Consider the following 13,152-nt stretch of genomic DNA (forward strand, 5'->3'; position numbering starts at 1 on the left):
TTCGAATAAGAATCTCCAGATGTTCTGTTGATATCTTAACAAAAAGAGAAATGAAAATACAACATGATTTACAAAATGATTTGCAAAAATCGAGTAAAATCGTCAATTGGCCCTAGAAAGCTGTCGATTTTTGACATATTTAGACAATTGGGAGAGACGTTTGGAGATCTCGTTCATCCATTCTAGATCATTGATGTTCTTGGCCCCTCCGTACAGGTCGAGCAGCAGGTTGATGCGTTCTTCGCATTGCTGCTCCAGCAAACCCTCAAAGGAGGCGTTCTCTGTCCGGTTCCATTGGCGATAGATGCTGAAGATCAGGTCAGCCAACTCGTTCCGCTCGGTAAAATAAACGCGGCCGTTCGGCTGCTCCTTCTTGAGCTCAGCCAGCATGTCCGTCAGATCCGACTTTACCTCGGGAAGCACCTCGTAGAAGCTGCAGTCCTCGCACTCGTAAATTGGAACACGGTCGATTTCATAGATTCCTTCAAAAATGACCAGCCTGAAGCCTAGGTTCATCATTTGCCCGCAATGACAGTGCTTACGCACGGTACCACCTCATCTTAGTCCTCTACATTTTTAATTTCGATGATTTTGTTAGAAATTAGATATAAGAAAGCATTCATCATGAGTCAAACTACCGCTCATCGCGGTCTGGCTGCTTGGAAAGTGTGTCGATCGACTTTTTTCTTATGAATATCGTGAATATAGATCTTATTAGATCTTATTCGACCCCTCTGCGAGAATCTCCTTCTACTGGCGAACTGTACTTAAAATTGCCATATTTGGAAAGCTTTCAGAAACCGCCGGGCATAGAAATAGTCATCATTTTTGATACAATTAAAATATTGAAACGAGTTTTCGTCAAGTACCATAAAAGTCAGGAGGAGTTGGAATTGAGATTAACTGGCAAAAAGATCATTGCTCTCGTGGATGAGGAGTTTGAGGATTTGGAGTTGTGGTACCCGATCTACCGCGTTCGCGAAGAGGGGGCTGAGGTGCATTTAGCTGGCCCGGTGAAAGGCAAAAAATACATCGGCAAATACGGCGTCCCCGCCGAAGCGGAATTTGCCTTTGAGGAAATTGATGCCAGCGCGTATGACGGGATTCTGGTTCCCGGCGGTTGGGCACCGGACAAGCTTCGTCGTTACGACAAGGTGCTTCAGCTCGTTCGCGAGTTGCACGCTGCGAAGAAGCCGATCGGGCAGATCTGCCACGCCGGCTGGGTGCTCATCTCCGCCGGGATCCTGAAAGGCGTGACCGTAACGTCCACGCCGGGCATCCGCGACGATATGACAAACGCCGGCGCAACCTGGCTCGATGAAGCCGTCGTCGTGGACGGGAACATCATCTCGGCCCGCCGTCCGCCGGACCTTCCGGCTTACGGTAAAGCGTTTGTGGAAGCGGTGGCCGTCCAGCGGTAGAGGTGTGTGAGCGGGGTGTGTGGCGGGGTGCGGTAGCGAGTTCTTGGCTACCGCACCCCGCTATTATTATGGGGGCATCTGCTAGCTGGACAGCACCTGGCGTGGTCGGATCAACGTCCGCTCCCAGTACCTATGTATGCACCTGAGTCAGGGGACTAACTTCAACAGCAGCTACGTCTGCATCATCACCAACGTCTTCGCTCAGTGTCTATGTATGCACTTGAGTCAGGCGACTAACTCACCAATATCTACGTCTGCATCAGCACCAACGTCTTCGCTCAGTGTCTATGTATGCACTTCAGTCAGGCGACTAACTTCAACAACATCTACGTCTGCATCAGTACTAACGTCTGCGCTCAGTGTCTATGTATGCACTTCAGTCAGGCGACTAACTTCAACAACATCTACGTCTGCATCAGTACTAACGTCTGCGCCTAGGTCGCGTCTGTGCTACCAACCAAATTCCTCTACATTTAGCTCCACTTGCTTCTGCCAACTGTAAAAGTGCAGTTCAATCTTCCCGAAATCTCCGAAATTCGGATTTTAAATGTAAAAGTGCAGTTCAGATCGGCCTTAAAACCCTAAATCGGCCCGATCCTCCCAATTTCAAATGCACTTTTACATTTCAACAAACGGTATGCGACGGTTTCGACAAAAACCGCCTGCACTTTTACATCTCAGCACGGTAAGTAGGGTAAAGTTAATTCCCCTGTATCTACCGTTTGCATCAGAGCTAAAGTCTGCGCCTAGGCCGCGTCTGTGCTGCCGACCAACTACTTCTGCATTCAGCTCCACTTGCTTCCGCCAACTGTAAAAGTGCAGTTCAATCCTCCCGAAATCTCTGAAATTCGAATTTTAAATGTAAAAGTGCAGTTCAGATCGGCCTTAAAGCTCTAAATCGGCCCGATCCCCCAATTTCAAATGCACTTTTACATTTCAACAAGCGTTTTGCGACGGTTTCGACAATAACCGCCTGCACTTTTACATCTCAGCTTCGGTAGCTGGTGCGAAAGCTAGTACAAACAGGCGCAACATAGTACAAACAGGCGCAACATAACACAAACAGGCCGCCCCCAGTGTCGATCCTGACACCGGGAACGGCCTATTTTATTTCCCCAACCGCTCCTGCTCCAGCTCATGCGCATAGCGGATCAGCTCGGATTCGACCTGATCGCTGGTCGGCAAGCGGTAGCAGGCTGCACCCACTTCCTTGCTCTCCCGCGAGTCGGAGTTGAGGACGCGATGCTTCACTCGCAGCAGCGCTTGCGGCGACATGCTCAGATCCGTGACGCCGAGGTGCAACCAGAGCGGCACCGCCTTCTCGTCCCCGGCCATCTCGCCGCAGACGCTGACGGTGATGCCCGCCGCTTTGGCCGCTTGCACCGTTTGGCGCAGCAGCCGCAGTACGGCCGGGTGGAACGGATGATACATATGGGCGATCTTCTCGTTCATCCGGTCGACGGCTAGCACGTATTGCACCAGATCGTTGGTGCCGATGCTGAAGAAGTCCACTTCCTGGGCCAGCAGATCGGCAATCGCCGCCGCGGCCGGAATTTCAATCATAATGCCTACATGAATATCCGGGTCGTAGGCGAGTCCCCGCCGGGTCAAATCCTGCTTGGCTTCCTCCAAAATCGCATTCGCCGCGCGGATTTCCTCCAACGAAGAGATCATCGGATACAGGATCTTCATTTTGCCATAGGCGCTGGCGCGCAAAACGGCTGCCAGCTGCGTCTGGAACAGCTCGCGGCTGTCCAGGCTGATACGGATCCCGCGATAGCCAAGCACCGGGTTCTCCTCTTCCTGCAGCTCAAAATACTCCAGCTGCTTGTCGCCGCCGATGTCCAGTGTCCGAATGGTAACCGGGTGTGGCCCAGCCTTCTCCGCGACCTGACGGTACACCTCAAACTGCTCATCTTCCCCTGGAAAAGTGGACCGGTCCATATACAAAAATTCCGTGCGGAACAAACCAACGCCCTCCGCGCCGTGCTTCAAAGCCAGCTCCAAATCCTTAACGGAGCTGATATTCCCGGCGAGCCGCATACGTACGCCGTCTTTGGTTATCGCTTCCACCGCAGCCAGCAGTTGCAGTTGCTCTTTGCGGCGACGCTGCTTCTCCGCCAGTTCCGTATAACGCGTTACGACCGGCGGTTCGGGATTGAGATACATCACTCCCTCGTCCCCGTCGATGACCAGCAGATCTCCGGTTTGCAGTGGCTCGGTCAGCTTGTTCTCGAGTCCCGACACGAGTGGAATCCCCAGTGCCCTTGCCATGATCGCCGAATGCGAGGTTTTGCCGCCGGCCATCGTGACCATGCCCAGCACATTGTCCGGATTCAAATGGACCAGCTGGGAAGGGGAAAGCTCCTTCGCCACCAAAATATACGGCTGCGTATCCGCCGGCAAAGTGATGTCCGGCGTCCCAAGCAGATGCTTAAGCAAGCGATTGCCGACATCCTTGATGTCCAGCGCCCGTTCTTTCATGTATTCATCATCCAGCAGGTCAAACATCGTGACAAAATGGTCGATCGCTTCCTTGACGGCCACCTCCGCCGCCTTGTATTGGCGTTCGATGATCCCTCGGATCTCACTCATAAACACCGGATCCTCCAGGATCGCCAGATGGGCGTCAAAGATGCCGGATTCCTCCGCACCCACCGTCTCCTTAATCTCGTTCTTCATCACTTCGATTTCGGTTTTGGACGTGCGAATACCTTCGTACAACCGCTCGAATTCTTTGGCGAGATCCACCTTCTCCATCCGGCGATCCGGTACGTCCCATTCCCAGGCGGGCAGCACAAAAGCTTTGCCGATGGCGACGCCCGCTGCTGCTCCGATCCCCTGTATCATGTAGTGACCCCCTAGTCCTGCTTGTAAGTTCCTGTTCCAAGGCTCTCTTGAATAAGAGTTCAAAAATCAGCTTTTCAGCACCTCTTTAGGATGCCCTCTATCTATTTCATTATGGTAATCCTAGCCCCTCAAATTTGTCAAAGGAAAAACGAGAAGCCAAAAAAGGGCCCTCCGATGCGGACGGGTCCTATTGGCCTCGCTTCATTTAGCTGCGTTTTCCGATCAAAATGCTGTCCTCGACCTTGATGCAGCGGTCCATGATCACGGTCAGGCCGCCTTTCGAGGCGATTTCATACGCTTCTTCACTTACAATCCCCTGCTGCAGCCAAAGCACGCGGGCGCCGATTTTCACCGCTTCCTCCGCGACCGGCGGCGTCTGCTCGCTGCGGCGGAACACGTTCACGATATCAACCGGTTCCGGGATATCCGATAAGCTTGGGTATACCTTTTCCCCCAGGATTTCACCGCTCACCGTCGGGTTCACCGGTATGATACGGTAACCGTTATTTTGGAGCGCTTGAGCAACCATATACGAAGTCCGGTCGGTTTTGTCGGACAGCCCAACAACCGCGATATTCCCGGCGTTCAGCAGAATTTCCTTGATTTCCTCACGGCTTGGATTTTCGAATGCCATTTAAATAGCCTCCTTTGCCGGCGTCGGCCCAGCCAGCGCCTTGCGTCTTAGTTTATGTTTATTCTACCCGTTCCACGGATGCGCCAAGCGAAAGGATATGGTCAAAAAATTGCGGATACGACTTCGCCACATGATGCGCATCCTTAATGACCAGCGGCTCCCGGCAGCGCAGGCCCACGACGGTCAGCGCCATAATGACGCGGTGGTCATAGTGCGCATTAATGGTCACGCCGCCTTCCAGGCCGGACGGACGTCCGTGCACGATAATTTCCGCTTGGCGCTCCTCGACGTTGGCCCCGGCTTTTTTCAACTCCGTCAAAAAGTCGGTGATCCGGTCGCATTCCTTATAGCGCAAATTCTCCACGTTGTAGAAGCGGGACGTCCCATCGGCGAACACCGCAGCCGCGACCATGGCCAATACGGCGTCGGTCGCCGCATCGCCGTCAAACTCCACCGGCCGCAGGCGGCCGTTCCCTTGCACATGCACCGTACCGTCCTGATGGGTCAGCGGGACGTCCATCATCTGCAAAACGTCTACGACGGCGCGTTCCCCTTGTTTGCTGCGTTCCGCCAGCCGGTGCACCTTCACGTCCGACTTCGTTACGGCCGCCGCAGCCAAAATCGCCGCCGAGCCGGGATAATCGCCCTGCACGGTATAGGTCTTCGCCTTGTAGCTTTGCCCGCCAGGCACGCGGAAATGCATGTAATCGTCGCTGGCATGAATCACGATCCCGGCTTGCTCCAGCACCTCCAGCGTTTGACCGACCACAACCTTCGATTTGAGGTCGTTGAGCACTTCGATTTCGCTGTCTTCGGCAAGCAGCGGCGTCAGGAACAACAAGGCGCTCAGGTACTGCGAGCTGACTGCACCGGACACGCGGATCTTCCCGCCCTTCGGCACCCCGCCGCGAATCGTGATTGGCAATCGGCCTTCGTGATGGCTAACCTCTACGCCCAATTGCCCCAGCGCATCGATAAGATCATCATGCGGACGTTTCCCGAGCGAGTCCGGATAGGTGTTCACGAACGTCACCTCCGGGCACAACGCCGCGATCGCCATCAGGAAGCGCAGCACCGCGCCGGCATTGCCGACGTTAAGCTCCTTGACGTCCTTCGGCTGGCGTCCGAAGCCGGTGATGACGATCTTCTCGTCGTCCTCTTGCAGCACCGCGCCCAAATCGGCGATGCAGCGCCGCATCGCGTCGCTATCCTCGCTATGCGCTGGGTAATACACGGTGCTTGTCCCTTCCGCCAAAGCGGCAACCAACAGGTAACGGGTTGTGTAGTTTTTGGAGGATAAGGCTCCGATCTCGCCCTTCAGCTCCGGCGTAGGCCTAACGATAACGTCCATATTGTTCACATTCCCCTTTATAGTAATTGATCAAGAACCGCGGTAATGCGTTAAAATCTCAGCCGCTACTTGTTCCGCGCTTTTCCCCGAGGTATCTACGGTCAGATGGGCAAAAGCATAAGCATCCTTCCGTTCCTCCAACAGCGCCGTGATTCGCTCCTTCGCTCCTCCGGCCAAAAGCGGCCGTCCCGGATCGTCCCCGACGCGAGCGACAATCTCCTCCGCGGTCGCTTGGAGCGCAACCACCAGGCCGCCGTCCCGCATGACCCGACGATTCTCCTCGCGCAACACGGCGCCGCCGCCGGTCGCCAGCACGACCCCGCGCTCCTGCAATGTGCTTCGCAGCGCCGCGGATTCGAGGTCGCGGAAGTAAGCTTCCCCTTCGGAAGCGAATATCTCCGGAATCGTCCGTCCCGCTTCCGCTACGATCCGCTGGTCGAGGTCGACAAGCGTCAGGCCGGTCTCGGCCGCCACGAGCAAGCCGACAGTCGACTTCCCCGTGCCCATCATGCCGATCAGCACGATATTGTTTGGCGGTTGATTCATCTATTCGTTCACCTACTTGCTCTGTTCAGCTTATTGGGACTTGCTCAGAGTAAACTTTTTCATATCATAACACAGGCCGACCATTTTTCAACACGAAAAAGAAGCCGGCAGAGACGTCTTCGTCCCTCCGGCTTCGGGTCACCCTAACTTGCAGCTTAGAACCACTGATGGTGGAAGACGCCTTCCTTGTCTACGCGTTTGAACGTATGCGCACCGAAATAGTCGCGCTGCGCTTGCAGCAGGTTCGCCGGCAGACGTTCCGTGCGGTAGCTGTCGTAGTAGGACAGGGCGCTGGCAAAGCCCGGCACTGGAATGCCGTTTGCCACAGCGGCGGATACCACGTTGCGCCATGCGTCTTGGTAGCTTTCGACGACATTTTTGAAGTAAGGGTCCAGCAACAGGTTCTTCAACGCAGGATCGCGGTCGTAAGCTTCCTTGATGTTATGCAGGAACTGGGAACGAATGATGCAGCCGCCGCGGAAAATCATCGCGATGTTGCCGTATTTCAAATCCCAGCCGTATTCGTCGGAAGCGGCGCGCATTTGCGCAAACCCTTGGGCGTACGAAACGATCTTCGAAGCGAACAGCGCCTTGCGCACGTTCTCGATAAATTCCTTCTTGTCACCGTTGAACGCTTGCTTCGCCGGTCCGTTCAAGATTTTGCTAGCGGCCACGCGTTCTTCTTTCATCGCCGAGAGGAAGCGAGAGAAGACGGATTCGGTGATCATGGACAACGGTACGCCTAGATCCAACGCGCTTTGGCTTGTCCATTTTCCGGTCCCCTTCTGGCCTGCGGCATCCAGGATGACGTCAACCATCGGCTTCCCGGTTTCTTCATCGTATTGCGAGAAGATGTCGGCGGTGATTTCGATCAGGTAGCTATCCAACTCGCCTTTGTTCCAATCGCTGAAAATCTCGTGCAGCTCCTTCGCATCCACGCCCAGCACGTCTTTCAACAGATGGTACGCTTCGCCGATCAACTGCATGTCGCCGTATTCGATGCCGTTATGCACCATTTTGACGTAGTGCCCGGCGCCGTCCGGACCAATGTATGTACAACAAGGATCGCCGTTCACTTTGGCGGAAATCGCCGTTAAAATCGGTTCAACCAGCTTATAAGCGGATTCTTGACCACCCGGCATGATCGCAGGCCCTTTCAAAGCGCCCTCTTCGCCGCCGGATACCCCGGTGCCGATAAAGCGGAATCCTTTGGCTTCCAATTCTTTGCTGCGGCGCTGCGTATCCGGGAAGTGCGCGTTGCCCCCGTCGATGATGATATCGCCTTGATCCAGATAAGGCAGCAATTGTTCAATGGTGCTGTCCGTCGCCGGACCGGCTTGTACCATGATTAAAATTTTGCGCGGCGTTTCCAGCGAGTTCACGAACTCTTCGATGGAAAACGTGCCGACCAGGTTCTTGCCTTTGCCTTCGTTATCGAGCAGGTCATGCGTTTTTTCCGGGGAGCGGTTAAATACCGACACGGTAAAGCCCCGGCTCTCAATATTAAGGGCCAAATTCTTGCCCATGACGGCCAAGCCGATGACGCCGATTTGTTGTTTTGACATGGTCTCCATCCTTTGCACACTATATTTTTTTCAATAGTATCATTTTAACTCTTTTGTGTACAGAAGTGAACCCTGCGCCCTGCGCCCAAAAAACAACCCCCAACGCCGTGGGAGCCAAGGACTTGCCCTTCTATTTCGTTGGTTAGCTTCGGCAACCAGGCGGGTACTCACTCCCCTAGGATGAGCCGTTTCAACAGTTACCATTCAAGCCGAAGCAGTTCGAGCCGAAGCTTACGCAGTCTCTCCTTGCAGGCCTCGGACGTTTCGGCGTCGCCCTGTTGGATCGCTTCAAACAACCGCTCCAGCTCGGCGTCTAGCTCCTCCTGCAAATGCGCTAGCTGCTGCTCCGCGGAATCGGAAGCGTACATTTCGGCCATTTGCACCGTGTCGACGACCGGTCCTTTTTGATAGATCACGCGATGCTCCATACCTGAGATTTCAACCAGACGAATGACTTCCCCAAATAAAATATTTTCGACCAGGATCTGACGATCCTTAAACCGTTTGACCACCGCGTGCCCGCGCAGGTCCCCGATCAGCTTCTCCAGCCACTCGGCCAGCTTGGCATCCCGGATCACGTAATCGCCTACCAGCTTGTATCCTTTGGGAAGACGCTGAAACCGCAGCTTCGTCAGCTTTCGTCCGGTGCGGACCGAGATGATAAAGAGCGATTCGTTTTCGCTCCAATATAAAGAATACCCGTCTTGGATCAAGTCGCGGATCAATTGTTGAATGTGCCGGCGGTCGAATCGGAGTTCCAGGTTGCAGTATTCCACTTCGTAACTTTTGTTCACGGCACTCCCTCCTAACGGTTTACCTTATCTTATACTTCATCTTATGTAATGGAACTTGGTTTATTGATTATTTTTACCCCGTTCAGGCCGGAGATGACGCGGAATTTATGATATACTGGTACCGTTGCTCTCAAAGAGCGCAACCGATTCATGCCGAAGCTGGAGGGATTCACCGATGTCCTTTGAAGGATTTACGACACAAGATTTCGACGCGCTTACCGTCCCAGGGCTGGAGCCCCGGATGGAAGCGATTATAAGCAACATTAGACCGAAGCTGGAGACGCTCGGAACAGAGCTGGTTCCCTTCTTATCCGCTTTGTGCGGGGAAGAGATGTTTCCGCATGTCGCCAAGCATGCCCGCCGGACGGTAAACCCGCCGAACGACACTTGGGTCGCCTGGGCGGCCAGCAAACGCGGATATAAAGCGCTGCCGCATTTTCAGGTGGGGATGTTCTCCACGCACCTGTTTATCATTTTTGCCGTCATTTATGAAAGCCCCAATAAGGCGGTGTTTGCCCATTATTTGGACAAGCAGGCAGCGCAGATCAAGAAGATGATTCCGGACGGGTTCTACTGGTCCCTGGATCACATGAGCCCGGACGGCACGCCGCACCGGGAAGCGGATACCAAGCAGTTGAAGACCTGGGCTGGACAGCTGAGAACGGTGAAAAAATCCGAAGCCCTTTGCGGACTGCGGCTGGAGCGGAACGACCCCATCGTATCGGACGGCACCAAGCTGATCCACACGGTTGAGGAGACGTTCCAAACGCTGCTGCCTTTGTACAAAGGCGCGTTTTAACCTAACCTAACGGACCCCAGGGACGCTATAGACTGCCCTAATCGACTTCACGTTGGCTAACGGACCGAGGAGACCTTATTTATGGAATAAGCAGCAATCCGGCTGCCCCCTGTTCCTGAATAAGGTCTTTGGTGTCCGTTACAGCGGGAAATGACCGGGAAAGCGGACAATAAGGTCACTACGGTCCGTTACAACGCACGGATGGCCTTGAGCCTCCTAGCTTTCACTTCTTTATGCCTCCCCGCCTTACGGCTTCGGGGAGGCTTTTTCCGTGCGGGCCAGCCCGATATGCAGGAAGAAGAGCACCGCCATCGTCGCCGAGCTGGCTAGAAACGGGGCGGTTGGGCCGATCAAATCCCACATTTTGCCGGAGATGATCGGCCCCGCCACCATTCCTGAACCCTGGATGGTCAGGAACAGGCCCCAGACCGTCCCCTTTTCCCCGCTGGGGAGCATGTGCGAGATCATCGTGTCCCACGTCGGGAGGATCAACGCATAGCTGCAGCCGATCAAGATCACGAACAGCCAAACGAGCGAGACCTCCCGCGAAAGGGCAAACAAACCGATTGACGCCGCCGCTAGAGCAAAACCGATATGCAGAAACCAGCGCGTTCCCAGTCGGTCAACGAGTTTGCCGATCGGGATCAGTCCCAGCACGGTAATCCCGCCGCCAATGACGAGCATGGCGCTAAACGTCGCCGGGGACAACCCCAGCTCGGTCCGGACGTACAGCGTGATGACCGGCGTCAGCAGCCCGACGGCAAACGATTGAAGGAACAGCGCCGGGTATAACAGCGGGCTGACGTTCAAGTGCGCGCGGATATGGCGGATCGATGCGCGCAGTTGGCTTAACATCCCTCCGCTCTTGGCGGAGGACGATGTTACTCCGGGGATGGCAGCATTTGCCGTGCCCGCGGCGGTGGAGCCGCCCGATTTTCCCGGTAAAAACAGCGATACCAGCACGACCAACGAAAGGCATCCAAGCAGGAACCAAAAGATCGGCCGGTACGAATCATGCAGGAAAAAGTTGATGATAACTGGCCCCAATCCGGTTCCGCCAAGGCTGGAAATTTGAATGACTCCCATCGCTGTCGCGAAGTTGTTATTCTCCTCCGTGACCGCGGTGATCCCCATTAAGACACAAGGCCACAGCGGCGCCGTTCCGATGCCCAGCAGCGCGCAGCCAAGCACGAGAAACCCCATGTTGGGAAGAAACGCAATCATCGCCACAGCGCCAAGCGTGATGCACAGCCCCAGGCTCATCGTCCGGCGAAAGCCAAGGCGCTCAATCAGCCAGCCCGCCGGGCTGCGGAATAAATTATCCCCGATATACTGCATCGAAAAAGACAACCCGATCGCAAACGCGCTAAGCTTCAGCACATTCCCCATATAGACGGGCAGGATGGATACGATCAGCGCCCCCTTCACGAACTCCACCAAAAACATGATCAGCCATAGGCTGGCGAACGTGGGATTCAGCAGTTTTTTTCGCGCGATTCCACTCGTCAGTTCCACGAAAAAGCCCCCTCTCCTGGTTTCCGATCCCGGCTTCCTTTTTCATTCTGTCCGTTTTTATCGGCAAATTAACCCGTGCCATGTCAAATTTGCGTAAAACCATCGGGTTTCGCTTGCATTCCAGGCGCATTTTGCTATACTCAAGCTTGTTTGAAAATTACGTAGACGAAAGGCAGGGATGGCCCGTATGGATCATCAAAGCACGCCGCTCTTCACCGCTCTCAAAAAGCACGCGGCCGGCAATCCCGTTCAGTTTCACATTCCCGGGCACAAAAAGGGGCTCGGCACCGATAAAGAATTCCGCGAATTCATCGGCGATAATGCCTTGTCCATCGACTTGATCAACATCGCTCCCCTAGACGATCTGCACCAGCCTACCGGCGTCATTGAAGAGGCGCAAAAGCTGGCCGCCGATGCCTTTGGCGCCGACTATACCTATTTCTCGGTGCAAGGGACCAGCGGAGCCATCATGACCATGATACTATCTGTTTGTTCTCCGGGTGATAAAATTATCGTCCCGAGAAATATTCATAAATCCGTAATGTCGGCGATTATTTTCGCCGGGGCGAAGCCGGTGTTTGTCTCGCCGGCTCAAGACGCTAACTTGGGCATCGACCACGGGATTACAACTTCCTCAGTCCGCCGCGCGCTGCAGCGTCATCCCGACGCCAAGGCCGTTGTGGTGATCAACCCGACGTATTTCGGCGTTTGCGCCAACCTGAAGGAAATCGTTGATTTGGCCCACAGCTTTCACGTGCCGGTGTTGGTCGATGAAGCGCATGGGGTGCATATTCACTTCCATGAGAAGCTGCCGATGTCGGCCATGCAAGCCGGCGCCGATATGGCGGCCACCAGCGTGCACAAGCTCGGCGGCTCGATGACGCAAAGCTCGATCCTCAACTTGAATACCAAGAACGGTTACGTCAACCCGCAGCGCGTCCAGACGATCATCAGCATGCTGACGACCACGTCCACCTCCTATCTGCTGCTGGCTTCCCTGGATACGGCGCGCCGCAATCTGGCGCTGCACGGGCGGGAGCTCGCCGAACGGGCGATGGAGTTGGCGCATGATCTGCGGTCGGCAATCAACCAAATCGAAGGCTTGTACTGCTTCGGGCGGGAGATTTTAGGCGGAGAAGCAACGTTTGACCATGATCCAACCAAGCTAACGATTCATGTCCGCCACTTGGGGATTACCGGCTATGAGACGGAGAACTGGCTGCGCGAGCACTACAACATCGAAGTGGAGCTCAGCGACATGTACAACATCCTGTGTCTGATTACGCCGGGGGACACTCAGGAAACGGCCGATATTTTGCTGACCGCCCTTCGTGAATTGTCCAAGACCTACTATAAAGAAAACAACGCCAACGAGCTGATCGTGAAAATCCCGGAAATTCCGCATCTTTCCCTGATTCCACGGGATGCCTTCTATGCGGATACCGAAGTGATTCCGTTTAAAGAATCGGCTGGCCGGATAATCGCCGAGTTTATTTACGTGTACCCGCCGGGGATTCCGATTTTGCTCCCGGGTGAGGTGATTTCCCAGGACAACATCGACTACATCGTTGATCATGTCGAAGTTGGCCTGCCGGTAAAAGGACCGGAAGACCGGTATATTGATAAGGTCAAGGTGATTGTGGAAGCCGACCCAATTTTCTAATTCTAAACCACATC

11 protein-coding genes are annotated in these 13,152 nt (G+C 54.5%); 3 read left to right on the forward strand and 8 right to left on the reverse strand.

What is annotated here, in order from left to right:
* Positions 1-102: 102 nt before the first annotated feature.
* Positions 103-546, reverse strand: a complete 444-nt coding sequence (locus BN3277_RS14620) for a hypothetical protein (RefSeq protein ID WP_059043812.1) — start codon at positions 544-546, stop codon at positions 103-105.
* 347 nt (positions 547-893) lie between these two features.
* Between BN3277_RS14620 and BN3277_RS14625 the strand changes: the two genes are divergently transcribed.
* A complete protein-coding gene (locus BN3277_RS14625; RefSeq protein ID WP_059043813.1) occupies positions 894-1,421 on the forward strand; it encodes a type 1 glutamine amidotransferase domain-containing protein in 528 nt (175 codons plus the stop codon).
* A gap of 1,107 nt (positions 1,422-2,528) precedes the next feature.
* Here the strand turns inward: BN3277_RS14625 and ptsP are convergent.
* The 6 genes from ptsP to BN3277_RS14655 form a co-directional block, all read right to left on the reverse strand.
* Positions 2,529-4,271 (reverse strand): phosphoenolpyruvate--protein phosphotransferase, encoded by a 1,743-nt coding sequence (ptsP, locus tag BN3277_RS14630; protein ID WP_059043825.1) that lies wholly within the window; start codon positions 4,269-4,271, stop codon positions 2,529-2,531.
* A 205-nt stretch (positions 4,272-4,476) separates the two neighbouring features.
* Complete coding sequence (locus tag BN3277_RS14635) at positions 4,477-4,905, reverse strand: CoA-binding protein (RefSeq protein ID WP_059043826.1); 429 nt, start codon at positions 4,903-4,905, stop codon at positions 4,477-4,479.
* A gap of 58 nt (positions 4,906-4,963) precedes the next feature.
* The gene (aroA, locus tag BN3277_RS14640) at positions 4,964-6,256 is read right to left on the reverse strand and encodes a 3-phosphoshikimate 1-carboxyvinyltransferase (RefSeq protein WP_059043828.1); all 1,293 of its coding nucleotides are present in this window, start codon (positions 6,254-6,256) and stop codon (positions 4,964-4,966) included.
* 30 nt (positions 6,257-6,286) lie between these two features.
* Positions 6,287-6,802 (reverse strand): shikimate kinase, encoded by a 516-nt coding sequence (locus BN3277_RS14645; protein ID WP_059043830.1) that lies wholly within the window; start codon positions 6,800-6,802, stop codon positions 6,287-6,289.
* A 155-nt stretch (positions 6,803-6,957) separates the two neighbouring features.
* On the reverse strand, positions 6,958-8,367 hold the full coding sequence (gene gndA, locus BN3277_RS14650; RefSeq protein ID WP_059043831.1) for an NADP-dependent phosphogluconate dehydrogenase: 1,410 nt from the start codon (positions 8,365-8,367) through the stop codon (positions 6,958-6,960).
* A gap of 197 nt (positions 8,368-8,564) precedes the next feature.
* A complete protein-coding gene (locus tag BN3277_RS14655; protein ID WP_059043833.1) occupies positions 8,565-9,161 on the reverse strand; it encodes a hypothetical protein in 597 nt (198 codons plus the stop codon).
* 175 nt (positions 9,162-9,336) lie between these two features.
* Between BN3277_RS14655 and BN3277_RS14660 the strand changes: the two genes are divergently transcribed.
* Positions 9,337-9,960, forward strand: coding sequence for a YktB family protein (locus BN3277_RS14660; RefSeq protein ID WP_059043835.1), 624 nt, complete (start codon positions 9,337-9,339; stop codon positions 9,958-9,960).
* Between the two features lie 246 nt (positions 9,961-10,206).
* On the opposite strand, the gene BN3277_RS14665 is transcribed toward BN3277_RS14660, so the two are convergent.
* Positions 10,207-11,475, reverse strand: coding sequence for an MFS transporter (locus tag BN3277_RS14665; RefSeq protein WP_059043838.1), 1,269 nt, complete (start codon positions 11,473-11,475; stop codon positions 10,207-10,209).
* 187 nt (positions 11,476-11,662) lie between these two features.
* Here BN3277_RS14665 and BN3277_RS14670 point away from each other — a divergent pair, with 187 nt between their 5' ends.
* The gene (locus BN3277_RS14670; protein WP_059043840.1) at positions 11,663-13,138 is read left to right on the forward strand and encodes an aminotransferase class I/II-fold pyridoxal phosphate-dependent enzyme; all 1,476 of its coding nucleotides are present in this window, start codon (positions 11,663-11,665) and stop codon (positions 13,136-13,138) included.
* The last annotated feature ends 14 nt before the right edge of the window (positions 13,139-13,152 follow it).

The sequence above is a fragment of the Paenibacillus rubinfantis genome, assembly GCF_001486505.1.
Lineage (GTDB): Bacteria > Bacillota > Bacilli > Paenibacillales > Paenibacillaceae > Fontibacillus > Fontibacillus rubinfantis.